General features: G+C 39.2%; 12 protein-coding genes and 1 pseudogene. 9 read left to right on the top strand and 4 right to left on the bottom strand.

Translation table 11 applies throughout. The features are described from left to right. The first annotated feature begins 28 nt into the window (after nucleotides 1–28). From B9T25_RS05280 to B9T25_RS05270, 3 genes are all read left to right on the top strand, one after another. Nucleotides 29–634, top strand: a complete 606-nt coding sequence (locus B9T25_RS05280; RefSeq protein ID WP_086187430.1) for a lipocalin family protein — start codon at nucleotides 29–31, stop codon at nucleotides 632–634. Between the two features lie 150 nt (nucleotides 635–784). Beyond that, on the top strand, nucleotides 785–1,714 hold the full coding sequence (gene rarD / locus B9T25_RS05275) for an EamA family transporter RarD (RefSeq protein WP_086187429.1): 930 nt from the start codon (nucleotides 785–787) through the stop codon (nucleotides 1,712–1,714). Between the two features lie 250 nt (nucleotides 1,715–1,964). Then, on the top strand, nucleotides 1,965–3,422 hold the full coding sequence (locus B9T25_RS05270) for a glyceraldehyde-3-phosphate dehydrogenase (protein ID WP_086187428.1): 1,458 nt from the start codon (nucleotides 1,965–1,967) through the stop codon (nucleotides 3,420–3,422). Between the two features lie 131 nt (nucleotides 3,423–3,553). Here the strand turns inward: B9T25_RS05270 and B9T25_RS05265 are convergent. Further along, nucleotides 3,554–4,410 (bottom strand): annotated as a pseudogene (locus tag B9T25_RS05265) (SDR family oxidoreductase). A gap of 116 nt (nucleotides 4,411–4,526) precedes the next feature. Between B9T25_RS05265 and B9T25_RS05260 the strand changes: the two are divergent. The 3 genes from B9T25_RS05260 to proB all read left to right on the top strand — a co-directional run bounded on the left by B9T25_RS05260 (nucleotide 4,527) and on the right by proB (nucleotide 7,826). Beyond that, nucleotides 4,527–4,907: a winged helix-turn-helix transcriptional regulator gene (locus B9T25_RS05260; RefSeq protein ID WP_086187427.1), complete on the top strand. Its 381-nt coding sequence runs from the start codon at nucleotides 4,527–4,529 to the stop codon at nucleotides 4,905–4,907. Nucleotides 4,908–5,444: 537 nt separating this feature from the next. Then, nucleotides 5,445–6,662, top strand: coding sequence for an Obg family GTPase CgtA (gene cgtA / locus B9T25_RS05255; RefSeq protein ID WP_086187426.1), 1,218 nt, complete (start codon nucleotides 5,445–5,447; stop codon nucleotides 6,660–6,662). Between the two features lie 30 nt (nucleotides 6,663–6,692). Further along, the gene (proB, locus tag B9T25_RS05250; protein WP_086187425.1) at nucleotides 6,693–7,826 is read left to right on the top strand and encodes a glutamate 5-kinase; all 1,134 of its coding nucleotides are present in this window, start codon (nucleotides 6,693–6,695) and stop codon (nucleotides 7,824–7,826) included. 57 nt (nucleotides 7,827–7,883) lie between these two features. On the opposite strand, the gene B9T25_RS05245 is transcribed toward proB, so the two are convergent. From B9T25_RS05245 to B9T25_RS05235, 3 genes are all read right to left on the bottom strand, one after another. Further along, nucleotides 7,884–8,480, bottom strand: coding sequence for a phosphatase PAP2 family protein (locus B9T25_RS05245; RefSeq protein ID WP_086187424.1), 597 nt, complete (start codon nucleotides 8,478–8,480; stop codon nucleotides 7,884–7,886). A gap of 128 nt (nucleotides 8,481–8,608) precedes the next feature. Further along, a complete protein-coding gene (locus B9T25_RS05240) occupies nucleotides 8,609–10,813 on the bottom strand; it encodes a TonB-dependent receptor family protein (RefSeq protein ID WP_086187423.1) in 2,205 nt (734 codons plus the stop codon). A gap of 196 nt (nucleotides 10,814–11,009) precedes the next feature. Continuing rightward, nucleotides 11,010–11,714, bottom strand: coding sequence for an SIMPL domain-containing protein (locus B9T25_RS05235; protein ID WP_086187422.1), 705 nt, complete (start codon nucleotides 11,712–11,714; stop codon nucleotides 11,010–11,012). A 470-nt stretch (nucleotides 11,715–12,184) separates the two neighbouring features. On the opposite strand from B9T25_RS05235, the gene B9T25_RS05230 reads away from it, so the two are divergent. From B9T25_RS05230 to B9T25_RS05220, 3 genes are all read left to right on the top strand, one after another. Beyond that, nucleotides 12,185–13,558: a diaminobutyrate--2-oxoglutarate transaminase gene (locus tag B9T25_RS05230; protein WP_086187421.1), complete on the top strand. Its 1,374-nt coding sequence runs from the start codon at nucleotides 12,185–12,187 to the stop codon at nucleotides 13,556–13,558. Then, nucleotides 13,558–15,090, top strand: coding sequence for a pyridoxal phosphate-dependent decarboxylase family protein (locus B9T25_RS05225; protein WP_086187420.1), 1,533 nt, complete (start codon nucleotides 13,558–13,560; stop codon nucleotides 15,088–15,090). The genes B9T25_RS05230 and B9T25_RS05225 overlap by 1 nt, the downstream gene beginning before the upstream one ends. An 863-nt stretch (nucleotides 15,091–15,953) precedes the next feature. Next, entirely contained in the window at nucleotides 15,954–16,979 is a 1,026-nt protein-coding gene (locus B9T25_RS05220) for a substrate-binding domain-containing protein (protein WP_086187419.1), read from the top strand. The last annotated feature ends 102 nt before the right edge of the window (nucleotides 16,980–17,081 follow it).

Raw genomic sequence — 17,081 nt, 5'->3', positions numbered from 1 at the left:
AATACGATTTTTTTAATCAGGTATTTTTATGGTTGCTAATAATCTTCCAGAGGCAGGTTTTAAACTTGCTAAAATTGCAGTGGTTGGGGTGGTGCTGATTGGTTTAGGTGCTGCAACATTGGCATATGCACAGACCAAACCATTGCAGACTGTAGATAAAGTTCAGTTGGATAAGTATCTGGGTGTTTGGTATGAAATTGCGCGTAAGCCAATGTACTTTCAAAATCAGTGTGATCGCGATGTCACCGCGACCTATACGTTAAATGAAAATGGCAATATTAACGTGGATAACCGTTGTTTTAGTAAAGATGGGCAGTTAAAACGCTCTATTGGTGAAGCCTTTGTACAAAATGCACCTTTTAACAGTAAGTTGAAAGTTGGTTTTTTACCCGAAGCTGTTCGTTGGTTGCCTGTAGGTCGTGGCGATTACTGGATTTTGAAGATAGATAACGATTACCAAACTGTATTGGTTGGTGAGCCACGGCGTAGATATATGTGGGTATTGTCACGTTCAGCACAGCCAGATCAGGCCGTAGTTAATGAATATCTAGAATATGCAAAATCCCTAGGCTATAACTTAAGTGATGTTATTCATACTAAGCAGACGAAAAGTAATCTTAATATATTGAATTAATATATTCTTTTAAAGTTGGGCGTAATCTCATGATCAAACCATGTTTTCGGCATGTTTTTTTTATTGAATAGTCAGATTGAAAGATGAATGATCAAGTTTTATCAGAGTGAAATGTTTATAATACAGATGACATAAGTTTAGAGATGAAAGATGTATAAAGGCGTAGCATTGTCTGTATTGGCATCTATCACTTTTGGTATTTTGTATTTTTATACCCAGTTTTTAAAACCACTAGATAGTGAACAAACTTTTGCTTGGCGTATGTTGGCAACGCTGCCGTTCCTGACTTTATTTATGTGGTGGAGCGGTGATTTAAAACATATCATCGAAATTTTTAAACGTATTTTTAAGCAACCTTCTTTGTTTATTTGGTTGATCATTAGTTCAGTATTGTGTACCACGCAGCTTTGGCTGTTTTTGTGGGGACCGATGAATGGACGCGGTTTAGAAGTCTCATTAGGATACTTTTTACTACCCTTGGTCATGGTGCTGATTGGCTGTGTGATTTACAAAGAAAAGTTGTCCAAATGGCAAATTGCTGCAGTCCTATTTGCCTGCATGGGCGTTGGACATGAATTATGGCGTATCGGCAGTATTGCATGGGAAACGGCTTATGTTGCTGTGGCTTATCCTATTTATTTCTTCTTAAGACGTGCTTTTAAAACGGATCATTTGGGTGGTTTCTGGTGGGATTTGTTTTTAATTCTGCCTGTTGCAATCTATCTAGCAACGATTTATAGCGACTCATTTAACCTCATTGCACAGTTTCCACATTTAATTTTGGCGATCTTGGGGTTGGGCTTTTTAAGTGCATTTGGACTAGGAAGTTACATGTTGGCGAGTCGTTATTTACCTTTTGTCATCTTTGGATTATTAAGCTATTTAGAGCCTGTATTACTTGCCTTCGCCTCTATTGTTTTAGGTGAAAGAGTTGAAGCGGCTGAATGGTTTACTTATATTCCAATTTGGTTTGCGGTATTACTGCTCATCGTTGAAGGTTCGATTCATCTCGTGAAACAACAACAAAAGCAGAAAGCATTGTCTAAAAATCTTGAAAATTACCAAGAGCGCTTAAAGTGATGGGTTTTATGCTTTGAGTGTTGTTTGATAAAACAACATCTGAGTGTAATTGACTCGTTTTGCAGGAAATGAAATGTTTTAGCGCTTTTGATATAAAAATAATTACAACTATTTTGTCAATTTATAATGAATATGTAGGAAAATAGCCAAGTCTGGATCAGCTTTTGATTCAAACTTCCCGATAATTCCTTTACAATTGTCGGGTTTTGAAATTTATGCCTAGATATACAATTAATTAGAGGACGTATCTGTGAGCAAAGACACTATCATCGCCCTACATGCAGAGCATCAAGGTCGCTGGAAAAACCGTGAAGAAATCGCGGAGCATATGATTGCCTTAATTGGTCAGTTATATCGTGAAAAAAATATCGTGACTTCTGTATACGGTCGTTCTTTGGTTAACCGTTCAGTAATCCAAATTTTAAAAGCGCATCGCCGTACACGTGTTATGGACGTTGAGCTTTCAGTGGTTAGCACTTTCCCAATTTTAGAAGCTTTAGCTAAAGTTGAAAATATCGGTTCTGCTGAAATCGATCTAGGTAAACTAGCCGTTGAATTTAAAGAAAAAGGCGGCGATATCGACGCTTTTGTTGCGCAAGCAGTAGAATCTTTAAAAGGTAATGCTGAAACTGTTGAACCTAAAGACGTTGTTCTTTATGGTTTCGGTCGTATTGGTCGTATTCTTGCACGTTTAATCATTGGTCAATCTGGTCTTGGTCGTGGTTTAAACCTTAAAGCCATTGTGGTTCGTAAATCATCTGATGGTGATTTAGAAAAACGTGCGTCTTTACTTCGTCGTGACTCAATCCATGGTCCATTTTCAGGGACTATTTCTGTAGATGAAGCGAATGAAGCGATCATTGCCAATGGTAACTTCATTAAAGTGATTTATGCGTCTAGTCCTGCTGAAGTGGATTACACTGCTTATGGTATCAATAATGCTTTAGTGATTGATAACACAGGTAAATGGCGTGATGCAGAAGGTCTTGCTCAACACTTGAAATGCCCAGGCGTTGCTCGTGTGGTATTGACTGCTCCAAGTAAAGGCGAAATGAAAAATGTTGTTTACGGCGTAAACCATACTGACATCTTAGATGAAGACAAAATTATTTCTGCTGCAAGCTGCACCACAAATGCCATTACACCAGTATTAAAAGTGTTAGATGACAAATACAAAGTGCTTAATGGTCACGTTGAAACTGTTCACTCTTTCACGAATGATCAAAACTTAATCGACAACTACCACAGTGCAGATCGCCGTGGTCGTGCTGCGACTTTGAACATGGTCATTACTGAAACGGGTGCTGCTAAAGCGGTTGCAAAAGCACTTCCTGCACTTAAAGGGAAGTTGACGGGTAACTCTGTACGTGTTCCAACTCCAAACGTTTCACTGGCTATTCTTAACTTAACCCTTGAGAAAGAAGTTGATCGTGAAGAAGTGAATGAATACATTCGTCAAATTTCAATCAATTCAAGCCTTCAAGGTCAAATTGGTTATACAAATTCGACTGAAGTTGTATCTTCTGACTTTATCGGTTCACGTACTGCGGGTGTATTTGATGCGCAAGCAACCATCACTTCAGGTACGCGCTTAACTGCTTATGTTTGGTATGACAATGAAGTGGGTTATAGCTGCCAAGTATTACGTATTGCTGAACAAATGTGTGGCGTGAGCTATCCAAAAGTTCCTGCTGAAAAGAATGCATAATTTGTAAAGCAGTAAAAAAGAGCCTCATATGAGGCTCTTTTTTTTGTCTAATATTGAGGGAAGGCTTTTCCTTCTTTTAATAAAAGTCAGTCTTTAAAAAGGAGAGGGTGTGGAGATTAATAACGGAACAACTACGCTTTTAAAATCGCTGCAACTTGTTCTTTAATCGGTGTAGTTTGATGCCCAATAAGTTGCTCTAAGTCTTTACTTTTACTAAACATGGCACCTTTTTGGGTCTGTATCTCTGCATCGACAATGATATCGACTAAGCCAGCAGCTAAGCCTGCCTGTGTTAAAGCTTGGGTGTAATCTGCAGCACTGAGGTTTTGATAAGTAATGTCTTTTCCTGAAACATTAGCAATATCACCTGCTAAATCTGCCAATGTAAAACTGGTCGAGCCTGCAAGCTCATAGGTTTTATTTTCATGTCCAGATGTCGTTAGCACTTTTGCTGCTGCTTCGGCATAGTCGGCACGTGCCGCTGAACTAATTTTTCCTGCGCCTGCTGCACCATACAGCGTACCGATTTCAACGGTGTGGGTGACACCTGCTAAATAGTTTTCACTATACCAATTGTTACGTAAGAAGGTGTACTGCAAGCCGCTGGCTTTAATTAGGTTTTCAGTTTCACGGTGTTCTTGTGCTAAACCGAGTAGCGAATGATCTGCATTGAGCAAACTGGTATAGGCAATATAGGGAACACCTGCGTGTTGAGCAGCATCAATGACTGCTTTATGTTGTGGTGTACGACGACCAATTTCATTGGCTGAAATAAGTAACAGTTTATCAACTCCAGATAATGCAGAAGCTAAAGTTGCAGGTGTGTCATAATCAAACAGACGCAGTTCAATTCCTTTTGCTTTTAAAGCGGCAGCCTTGGATTCATTTCTAACCAATGCCACAATATTGGTCGCAGCCGTGTTTTTAACAGTGCATGAATAACCAATTGACCGAGCTGACCCGTTGCACCTGTGATGGCAATTTTCATTTGACTAACCTCTAATTTGTTTATTTTGTATACTTGATGTTTTTATCTTAATACACTAACTTACCTAATGTAAGTACGTACCCAAAAGTAAGCTTGTTTCGATTTGGAGAGAAATGATGATTAACTATGCAACGAGTAATTTACTTGGACAGGTTTTATCCAATGAGTGTCCTTCACGTGAAATATTAGAACATTTAACCACCAAATGGTCGGTGTTGGTTTTGCGCTGTTTAAGTGATGGTATCCATCGTTTTAGTGAGTTAAGACAGCGCATAGACGGGGTGAGTGAAAAAATGTTGGCTCAAACCTTGAGGGTATTAGAGAAAGATGGCTTTCTGATCCGTACGGTTTATCCTGTTGTACCGCCGAAAGTTGAATATCAACTGACGATTTTAGGCTCACAAGCCGCAGAAAAATTGAATCATTTGATTGGCTGGATTGAACGCAATTTGCCTGAGATTATGGAAAATAAACAACGTACTACGCCATCATTGTAAATGTTGCTCTGAAACGATCATGCCTGAGTTTGGCGAAGCTTTTGAAGCTGCATAAAGCTATTTGAATTTGATCAAAGTTAAAATATTCATTAAGAAGAAAAGAGCAAAATGATTTTGTTTTATGGGCTGATTTGGAGAAAGATCAGGCAAGATTTATCGTACAGGTAAATCTATCCAATTAAACCATAGAAAACATTAATTTCGCAGATGGTTGGCATGCACGCCACCCCATTGGACTGTATACAAGGACGTTCGCTCAATCTAACCAAATACCTGCGTAACGGTCATTTAAACTTCGTAATACATATGACTTCATCACTGTCTAACATCAGTGAATCATCATTTGCAGAAATAAGCTGATGTTTCACTTTGCTTTTGTATCGACTTAATTGAAATGAAGTCCGCAATATAGGCTAAGCCGTAGGGGAAATGGTCTTGGCATGACTAAAAATCATGTAATGCTGAATAATACTATTCGAGAAATTCTTTAAAATATGGCAGAATATGCGGTTTTAAAGTATTTAGAGGATTGGCAGTATGCGCTTTGTTGATGAAGCAGTCATTACCGTAGAGGCTGGCGACGGTGGCAATGGCGTAGCCAGTTTTCGCCGTGAAAAATTCGTACCATTTGGTGGTCCAGATGGTGGTGATGGTGGGCGTGGTGGCTGTATTTATGTTGAAGCAAACAATGACACCAGTACACTCGTAGATTATCGTTATACACGTAGATTCCGTGCGGAACGTGCTAAAAATGGTCGTGGTGCGAACTGCGCAGGCCGTGGCGGTGAAGACACCATATTAAAGGTTCCAGTAGGAACAACAATTGTCGATGTAGAATCTGGCGATATCATCGGGGATTTAGTCACTGATGGTCAACGTGTCATGGTTGCCGCAGGTGGTCAAGGTGGTTTGGGTAATACTCACTTTAAATCATCGACGAACCGTTCACCGCGTAAATGCACCCATGGTATTAAAGGTGAGTTCCGTGAAATTCGTTTAGAACTTAAAGTTCTTGCGGATGTTGGCTTACTGGGTATGCCAAATGCAGGTAAATCGACCTTTATCCGTGCTGTATCGGCTGCAAAACCAAAAGTTGCAGATTATCCGTTTACCACAATGGTACCGAACTTAGGTGTGGTCGATGCCGATAGTCACCGTTCATTCGTAATGGCCGATATTCCAGGTTTGATCGAAGGTGCTTCTGAGGGTGCAGGTTTAGGTATTCGTTTCCTTAAACATTTGGCACGTACGCGTATCTTGTTGCACATTGTTGATGTTCAACCGATTGATGGTTCAGACCCAGCATATAACGCCAAAGCAATTGTGGAGGAATTGAAAAAATTCTCTCCAACTTTGGCGAAATTGCCAGTGGTATTGGTGTTGAATAAAGTCGATCAACTTGATGAGTCAACTCGTGAAGAATGGTGTCAGCATATTCTTGATGAAATTCAGTGGGAAGGTCCAGTATTCCAGACTTCTGGCTTGATGTCGGAAGGCACCAAAGATGTTGTGTACTACTTGATGGATGAAATTGAGCAACAACGCGAACGTGAAGTTGAAGATCCTGAATACGCTGCAGAAATGAAAGCATTCCGTGATCAGCTTGAAGCTGAAACACGTGAACAAACTATTGCGGCGAAAGAAGCTTATCGTGAAATGCGTCGTCAACAACGTCTTGAAGGTCTGTTGGACGATGATGAAGATGATGAAGATGGCGATGATGATAGCAATATGGAAGTGTTTTACGTACGTTAAGCTCTGAAAATATGAGTAACTGAGGACAAGATGATAGAAGTGGTGGATGGGCAACGTCAGCTCAAGGATTGCAAACGAATCGTTGTTAAAATCGGATCATCTTTACTCACAGCAAATGGGCAAGGTTTAGATATTGCAGCAATTTCGCATTGGGCGAAACAAATTGCAGTTCTACACAATGCAGGACACGAGATTATTCTAGTGTCTTCAGGTGCTGTGGCTGAAGGTATGGTTCGAATGAAATTGATCAACCGACCCACTGATTTACCGAGTCTTCAGGCATGTGCTGCTATTGGTCAAATGGGCTTAATTCAAACGTGGTCGAGCGTATTAGAAAAGCATGCTATTCAAACCGCGCAAGTTTTATTGACCCATGATGACTTAGCAGACCGTCGTCGTTATTTAAACTCTTGCGATGCTTTACAGCATTTAATTGATTGGCAGGTGATTCCTGTCATTAATGAAAATGATACTGTGTCGACTGACGAAATTCGCTTTGGTGATAACGATACTTTAGCTGCTATGGTTGCAGGGCAAGTCCATGCCGATTTACTTATTATCTTAACCGATCAGCAAGGTATGTTTGATTCTGATCCACGTTCTAATCCGAATGCGAAACTGTTTCATACCGTTCGCGCATTGGATGAAAGCCTATTTGATATGGCTGGTGGTGGTGGGAAGTTTGGTCGTGGTGGTATGTTGACCAAAGTTCGTGCAGCGCGTTTAGCCGCGAAATCAGGTTGTCCAACACTAATTGCCAGTGGTGAAAGTGATCAAGTGCTTGCTCGCCTAATGTCTGGTGAGTTGCTCGGAACATTGTTTATTACAGACAATGACCGTATGACCGCACATCAACAATGGTTAGCAGCGCATTTACAAACAGCCGGTCGTTTGGTTTTAGACGATGGTGCCGTAAATGCGATTAAAGACAATCACCGTAGTTTATTACCAGTCGGGGTAAAAGCGGTGGAAGGACATTTCGATCGTGGTGATGTGGTTGAATGTGTCGATAGTCAAGGTGGTCGTGTGGCAGTAGGACGTGTCAACTTTAGTTCACGTTCGGCTGACATCGTGAAGGGTTTGTCTTCAGATAAAGTTTATCAAGTTTTAGGTGAAGCGCGTTCTTTAGAAATGATTCATCGTGACCATATGGCGATTTACTAAAAATTTCGTCATAAAAAATCCCGCTTTTGAGCGGGATTTTTTTTATGCAATCTAAATTTATTTGATATAACCTTTTTCAATCAGTGGCTTAAATAGAAAATAATGTACTCTTAATACAAACTGCATAATCATTACTTTGTATTGATTCCATATAGCTAAACCAAAAAAATTCAATACAAAGGCAAGGAAAAAAGCCCCAAGCATATCTAAAGGGAAGTGCACGCCCAAATAAACCCGTGACCATGCAACCAACCATGCTATGGCTATTAAAATTATACCAATGGAACGTTTTGCTGAGAAAAAATATGCAAAGGCAATACTGCTGAAAATTAGCATATGGTCACTGGGAAAAGAGCCATTGGGTGAGTGATAAATTAGAGTACGCCCAACGTCCATCATAAAAGGACGTGGATGATAAAAACTATGAGAAATAATTTGGCTGAACAAAAGTGCCGCGCAGGTAAAAATAAAAGCCTTAATTATTTGTTTTTTTATGGCGAAACTGCCTCTAAGCCAAAAAAATAAAAATATTAGTAACATGATGTAAAACAAATCATTGGCAATGAAAATTGCAAAAACAATCATCCAATCAGTCGCATGACTGGATGCATTAATCCATTCAAAAAGGCTGAGATTTAATTCGGAAAGCGACATAATGAAAATTGATGCCAAGAGAAAAAATAACCCGATAATCTATCAGAATCATTAAATGACGACATAAAAAAAGACCACAGATTTGTAGTCTTTTTTAGAGAGTAGAAATTTAATTTATAATAAAAATATTAGAAATCAAATGAAGTTTGTAGGAAGAAAGTACGAGGCTGACCTACATATTTACCGCCAGTAGCGTCAGATGAACGGGTGAAATACTGTTTATCAAATACATTTTTAATCCCTGCCGCAACTTTTAAACCGCTTAGCTGTTGACCAAAGTCATAGCCTGTACGTACTGCAAAAGTTGAATAACCTGGGATATCGCCTATGCGGCCATCGGCTGTTTCTACAGTTTGATAAACATTATCCGAACCTGGGGAATGCTGCTTAGATTGAGCAAACATATCAGCATTCACGCTCCATGCATCATATTTATAGCCTAAGCCAATATTAGCAACATGGCGTGAATAGAATGGCAAGTCTTTTCCTTCAAAGTTGCCAGCTTCGGCGACTGCTTTGGTGAATGTATAGTTACCGTAAGCTTTTAAGCCTTCTAACGTATCAGCAACTGAACCAAAGTCATAGCTTAGGCCAGCTTCAACTCCTTTGTGGCTAGTCGCACCTAAGTCTGTCCAAATGCCGTTATTTTGTGCATCACGTTCTAGAATCAATTCTTTGTCAAAATCTAAATAGAACGCCGTTAATTCAGCATTGAGGCCATTACCTAAATACTTGGTGCCAATTTCATAGTTATTGGATTTTTCAGGGTGCAGACCATCTGTTGTGGATTGCGCAATATTATTGACCGCACGAGCTAATTGATTGTATTGCTGTGGGCCAAATGAAACTCCCGCATTGGCAAAGAAGTTCCAGTGATCTGTCGCTTTAAACATCAGAGCTAAGCTAGGTAAAAACTCTTCAGATTTAATAGATGGGTTAACGGTATTGTTCAATACACCATTGGTGTATGCACTGAAGTCATTGTGGGTATCAATCGACTCAAAACGCACACCAGGTGTAATGGTCCATTGACCAAGTTCGAAACGGTTATCAATATAGATTGCATGTGCTTTGGTACCACCGTCACTGGTGGTATTGGCAAGGCGTTCGCCAGGCGTACCTGTCAATGTATTATATGGTGCTGTACGCCCAGAAAACTCAGAACTTTCTTCTTCTAAATAACGATACCCGACAGTGACTTCATTATTCATATCGCCCAATGAGTAAGCTCTTGAATAACGAGGTTCTATACCAAAATATTTGTAGTCACGTGGTGAGTTACTAATTCGGCTGTTTGTTGTATTGGCGATAGCAGATTCAAGATCACTGGTACGGAATGAATCGACATAGTAGCCTAAGATTTCAAAGTTATTCACATCATCTTTGTGGCTATATTTCACAGAAACATCTGAGCGTCGACCTGCAAAGTAATTGCGATATTGGTTGGACTGATACGGATTTTTTGCATATTGTGCAGCAGTTAAACCTTCAGGCATTTCACCACGACCCTCGTAGTGATGCAAATTTAACGCAATCTGGTCTTGATCTGTAATGCTGTAAGACGATTTCAGCATTACATCATCAATATCAATTTTGTTGTTGTTTTCACGGTAGTTGTTGCCTTTGGTACCTGAATATAGCAGGGCTAAGCCTAAGCCATTTTCCATGGTACCGCCGACAAAAAGATTCGGGCTGAATTTGCTTTGATCTGTACCAGATGCATATTCTGTGGTTAAGCCAATAGAGCCTGAGAATTCTTCTGGAATACTACGAGTTGCAAAGTTAATAATACCACCTACGTTTTGTGGCCCAAAACGTACAGAACCTGCGCCACGTACTACGTCAACAGATTCAATATTGCCTAAAGAAACAGGCGCCATAGACAGCTGTGGCTGACCATAAGGCGCGAATGACATCGGTACGCCATCCATGAGTACAGTTGAACGAGGAGAAAGGCGCGAAGTTAAACCGCGAACGCCCATATTTAGGGAAACGTCGCTACCGCCAGTACCGTTACTTTCTTGAACTTGAACACCAGGAACTTGGCGCAAAGCATCTTTAATGGATGTAGATACTGTTTCATCTAAGCGTTTACGGTCAATAATGGTTCGTGCACCTGCATGTTTTTGCACTTTTTCAGCATTTGCATTTTCTAACCAGTTACCTTGTGCTTGTAAGGTAATGGTTTGTAAGGTGCTGACTGAGGATGTGCTTGACTCTTCAGCAAAAGCAGCTTGGCTGATTGCATAAGTAAGCGCAACTTTAATCGCTAAAGTTAAAGGTGAAAATTGGGTGGGTTTAGCAACACCAAATTGAGTTGAGATATGTGACATAACAGAAATCGATTTTCAAATTTCGTGTATGTTAAAGGGTTTAGTGATACATTTAAATAATAATAGTTATTACTTATTACTATGGTATTTGAATTTTTATAATAAAATTTCTATTCAAATGAAAAATTCATGCAATAGAAAGATAAATAAAAACCGTGTATAGCACACGGTTTTTAGATGATGAAGAATTAAACTATTATTTAAACTGGATTGTACCGGTTGCATTCACAGTTATTTTAGATTCACCTGCCGCGACATCTTGCGCATCTGCTGCCTCAGCGCCTGAAAATTTTGCCATACTCGCACGCATCATGATCGGTTGTGGGTAAGAGTTATTGGTATTTAAGTTTAGATTAACCAAGTTATAGCCTGATTTATTCCATGCTTGACTTAAGGTTAAGGCACGTTGCTGAAAGTTTTTAGAAGCCTCTACCATTAACTCATTTTCGACTTTTTTACGTTGGGCATCAGAAACACTAAAATTAATGGATTGTGTTTGAAAATTTTGTTGTAGTTCACTGACCAATTGGCTTGCAGCTTTAAAGTCAGTACTTTCAATTTGAATTTCGGCATGACCACGCCATTCTTTAAGTTTACGGCTATCATTGTCATAAATTGGATAAGTAGTTTGAGAACCTGTTTCCACTTTTACTTGCGGGTATTTCTTGGCTGAAGCCATGGCTTGATTCATTAATTGTGTAATTTGTACAGCAAGCTCAGCGGGTTGTTTATTACTTTTTTCAATGTATAAAACAGCATGCATTTCATCATTAGAAACTTTGCGTGCAGCTTCCGCTTGTATATTGACTAGATTGTAATTGAGTTGCTCATTTTGTTGAGCAAAAGCTGGTGTAGCTAAAGCAGAAGCTAAAACTAGAGATGAGAGAGTTAAATAACGCATTTCTTTGACCTATTTTTTGTAAGTAAAATTTGAAGTTATATTGATGATACTAAAGTGTGTTTATGTTGGATTTGAGCAGGTTTTGTGGTGGGTTTGTAAAAATGGATGAAATCAAATAAATAGCATCTATCAATATAACTAAAAGAAAATTATACACTTATGAATTAATTTGTATGAAATTTCGCTGTATTATCATTATTTTTCAATCAAAGCATAAAAAAATGAGGTTTTCTTTCTTCTGTCACAATGTAAGATGAAAATTCAACCTATAGATTAGTTTGATTTTTTTAATGAAATAGGAAGGATAAAGTGCCGAAAGTTGTTTATTTTTCAGAAAAATTCGGTATCATCCGCCCTCTAGTTATGACAAACAAATTCAAGTCTAACTAGATTCTATAAAGCACCGAGTCAACAGACCGCAAGTCACCCGACTTATTTCTTTCAACCCATATCAGAGATGGTAATTCGATATGAGCGTTTCTTCTGTAAATCCTGCCCCTAATTCTACTAACGAATACTATTTGACTCGCCAAAGCCAGATGGAATCCAATGTTCGTAGCTACCCACGTAAATTACCGTTGGCAATAGCAAAAGCTTTAGGCTGCTGGATTACTGATGTTGAAGGTACAGAGTACCTCGATTGTTTAGCTGGGGCAGGGACTTTGGCTTTAGGCCATAATCATCCTGCGGTGATTCAAAGTATTCAAGACACTTTAGCGAGTGGTCTGCCATTACATACTTTAGATTTAACCACGCCTTTAAAAGATGCATTTACTGAAGCATTACTTGAACAATTACCTGGTGGTAAGAAAGAGTATTGTCTACAGTTCTGTGGTCCATCTGGTGCAGATGGCACAGAAGCAGCTATTAAATTAGCAAAAACTTATACAGGTCGTAGTTCGGTGATTAGCTTCTCAGGTGGCTATCACGGAATGACACATGGCGCTTTAGCCATGACAGGTAACTTATCTGCGAAAAATTCGGTAAATGGCTTAATGCCAGGCGTACAGTTTATGCCATATCCGCATGAATACCGTTGCCCATTAGGTCTTGGCGGTGAAGCAGGTGTAGATGCCTTAACGTACTTCTTTGAAAACTTTATTGAAGATGTAGAAAGTGGTGTAACTAAACCTGCTGCCGTAATTCTTGAAGCAATTCAAGGTGAAGGTGGTGTTGTTACAGCACCGAACAAATGGTTGAAAAAAATCCGTGAAGTCACTGAAAAACACAACATTGTGTTGATTCTGGATGAAGTTCAAGCAGGGTTTGCCCGTTCAGGTAAAATGTTTGCCTTTGAACACGCAGGCATTGAGCCTGATGTAATTGTAATGTCGAAAGCGGTAGGTGGTAGCTTACCACTTGCAGTGTTGGGTATTAAGCGTAAGTTTGATGCTTGGCAGCCTGCGGGTCACACAGGTACTTTCCGTGGTAACCAATTGGCGATGGGTACTGGTCTTGCAACAATCAACACCATTAAAGAGCAAAATCTTGCGCAAAATGCACAAGAACGTGGTGATTTCTTACAAGCTGAATTTAAAAAATTAGCCGTAGAATTCCCATGCATCGGTAACGTACGTGGCCGTGGCTTAATGTTGGGTGTTGAGATTGTAGACGAACGTCAAACAGCAGATCACATGGGTTCATTACCGGGTGATTCTCAATTGGCAGCTGCTATCCAAACGGCTTGTTTCGATAACAAATTGTTGTTAGAGAAAGGCGGTCGTAACGGTACTGTAATTCGTTTACTTTGCCCACTCATCATCACTCAAGCTGAATGTGAAGAAGTCCTTGTTCGCTTTAAGAAAGCCATTGCTGAAGCACTTGTTGCTGTAAGAGGCGCATAATGGTTGATTTTGCAGAACATCGTAAAGCATTACTTTGCAATGATGCTCAGTCCATTGCTGACTACGAGTCAGCAATGGGTGAGGCGACTAAAGCAGTCGCAGCATGGTTGCACAATGACAAAATGTACACAGGCGGTAGCATTAAAGAGCTACGCAGCGCAATTGCGTTTAATCCTTCAAAAGAAGGTTTAGGTGTACACAAGTCGCTTGAACGTATGGTTAAGCTTTTCCTCAATAAAAGCTTGAAAGTACATCATCCGCATTCACTTGCGCATTTGCATTGCCCAACCATGGTCACCAGTCAAATTGCTGAAGTGCTTATCAATGCAACCAACCAATCGATGGATTCATGGGATCAAAGCCCAGCGGGTTCGTTGATGGAAGTTCAATTGATTGATTGGCTTCGTCAAAAAGTCGGTTATGGTGCAGGTCAGGCGGGTGTATTTACTTCTGGCGGTACACAGTCGAACTTGATGGGTGTATTGTTGGCGCGTGATGCATGTATTGCGAAAAACTGGAAAGATGAAAACGGCAAGCCGTGGTCTGTTCAGCGTGATGGTATCCCTGCGGATGCGATGCGTAACGTCAAAGTGATTTGTTCTGAAAATGCACATTTCTCTGTGCAAAAGAACATGGCAATGATGGGTATGGGTTTCCAATCGGTTGTGACTGTTCCTGTAAATGAAAATGCACAGATGGATATGGATGCCTTGGAAAAAACCATGGCTGATCTTCAAGCAGCAGGTAAAATCGTGGCATGTGTGGTTGCAACTGCGGGTACTACCGATGCAGGCGCAATTGATCCATTGAAGAAAGTACGTGAAATCACCAACAAATATGGTGCGTGGATGCATATCGACGCAGCATGGGGTGGTGCACTCATTCTTTCCAATGACTACCGTGACATGTTAGATGGTATCGAACTATCTGATTCTGTGACCCTCGATTTCCATAAGCATTATTTCCAAACCATTTCGTGTGGCGCGTTCTTGTTGAAAGACGAAGCGAACTATCGTTTCATGCATTATGAAGCTGAGTACTTAAACTCGGCTTATGATGAAGAACATGGTGTGCCAAATCTTGTGTCGAAGTCACTACAAACGACGCGTCGTTTTGATGCGTTGAAATTGTGGATGACGGTAGAATCATTAGGTGAAGAGCTTTATGGTTCAATGATCGACCATGGTGTGGTTCTAACACGTCAAGTTGCTGATTATATCAATGCAACTGATGGTTTAGAGATGTTGATTGATCCACAATTTGCTTCTGTATTGTTCCGTGTGATTCCTGAAGGTTATCCAACAGAATTGCTTGATACATTGAATCAAAACGTTGCAGATGAATTGTTTGCGCGTGGAGAGGCGAATATTGGTGTCACTAAAGTCGGTCAAGTTCAATCCTTGAAAATGACTACTTTAAGTCCAGTAGCGACTTTAGATAACGTGAAGAACTTGCTTAACCTTGTGTTAGTAGAAGCAGATCGTATCAAAGGGCCAATTCAAGCTGGTACTTATGTGACAGCAATTGACTAAGCGAATGTAAATAATTTTAAGTTAAAAGAAAAGCCAGTTTTATAACTGGCTTTTTTTATACACGTTAGGAAGCCGTGATCAAAGCATAATTTTTTTCTGTGCTTTGATCATTTTAATAGCACTTTCTAAAGTAAGCTGTTCATCATAAAATTTGTGTATAAGATGGATTTTAATTCACGTGATGAGTCACCAACTAAAAAGTATTAATTTATGATCAATATATTGTTTTTATTTGGTGTTTTTTTGATTAAAAATAAATTTGGTTGTCGTGATTAAAATTTATAATGAGTAAAAAATAAGTGGTAAAGATTGTAGCGCATATATTTTTCAATGTTGTGCAGATGTTTTGATATATGCTTAAAAAAAGTGATGATCGTACTTTTTAAAATTGTAAAATTCAGCTGCCAAGATTGGACTAAATCCAGTTTTGCCAAGTAATTTTCGATACACACTAGAGTGGTGATCTGTCAGAAAACGTGCTTTTATAGGTTAATTTATAGTCAGGTATTCGGTATGGTTTACGGCAAATAGGTACAAATAATGATGTGTTCTAAGTCATCAAGGGTAATATTACATTCATCATGATTGGTATGGAACATCGTAGGATGATCTTTTGTCATAAATATGGTCATTGAATATTTCTTTAATTTTTTAAGTCAAAACAAAGTTTTAGTTATTTTTATAAAGTGCGTGAGTATTGTGGATGAACGCATAAATTTACTTAAAATGTACAGATCATTAAAGTGTCATAAAGCTGTAACTTCATTGTCATATTTTAAACTCAAAATGCAGATATCGAAAAAGTACAAAACTTTATAAAAAGTAGCGTGCTTCAAAATTGCATCTAATGAAGAGAGAAAAGAATGCGCTTAAATCATATCGCACTTGCTTTAGCAGTTTCAGGAGCAGTTGTAGCAACAACAGCAAATGCAGCTCGTGACACAATCCAAATCGCTGGTTCTTCAACTGTTTTGCCATACTCAAGTATTGTTGCAGAAGAGTTTGGTAATACTTTTCCACAATTTAAGACACCTGTTGTTGGTTCTGGTGGTACATCTGGTGGTTTAAAGCAATTCTGTCAAGGCGTAGGTGATAACACGATCGATATCGCCAATGCATCTCGTAAAATTAAAGATACTGAACTGGCTGCATGTAAAAAAGCTGGTGTGAATCAAATTATTGAAATAAAAGTCGGTTATGACGGTATTGTATTTGCGTCTAACTCAAAAAAAGCCGCTTATAAACTTCGTCCACAACATGTATTTGCAGCACTAGCAGCACAATTACCATCGAATGGTAAGTTGGTTGCAAACCCGTATACGAATTGGAATCAAATTGACAAATCACTTCCAAATGAACCAATTACATTGGTCATTCCAGCTTCTAACCATGGTACACGTGAAGTATTCCAAGAAAAAATGGTTGAAGCAGGTTGTGAATCTTATGAATACTTTAAAAAGTTAGATAAAGATGCTCAGAAAAAAGCATGCTCTACTTTCCGTAAAGATGGCAAAGTGATTGAAATTTCAGGTGACTACACAGAAACACTGGCACGTTTAAAAACCTCTCCAAGTGCAGTTGGTGTATTTGGTTTAGGTTTTTATGATCAAAACCGTGACAAATTACGTGTAGCGACAGTCAATAATGTTGTGCCATCAGAGAAAACAATTCTAAATGGTTCTTACCCAGTATCACGTCCATTGTTCTTTTACGTGAAAGGTGAGCACCTTAAATCAATCAAAGGTTTACAACAATATTCTGAGTACTTCTTAAATAAGAAAGTTTCAGGTAAAGGTTCTAAATTAGAAAAATCTGGTCTTATTTCAATGTCTGATAAAGAACGTGTAAAAGTTCTTGCAGATTTGAAAGCAGGCAAAGCCGTTAAGTAATTAGGATGAATAAGCTGGTGCTAGGAGAGTTCTTAGCATCGGCTTTTTTTGCAAAGATAAGGTTTTTTCAAAGCATGAAAATTGAAAAAATGCCGGAGAATA

It is taken from the genome of Acinetobacter sp. ANC 4470, from assembly GCF_002135335.1.
In the GTDB taxonomy this organism is placed as follows: Bacteria; Pseudomonadota; Gammaproteobacteria; order Pseudomonadales; family Moraxellaceae; genus Acinetobacter.
The sequence above is the reverse complement of the archived record's forward strand: the minus strand, read 5'-3'. Positions and strand labels throughout refer to the sequence as shown.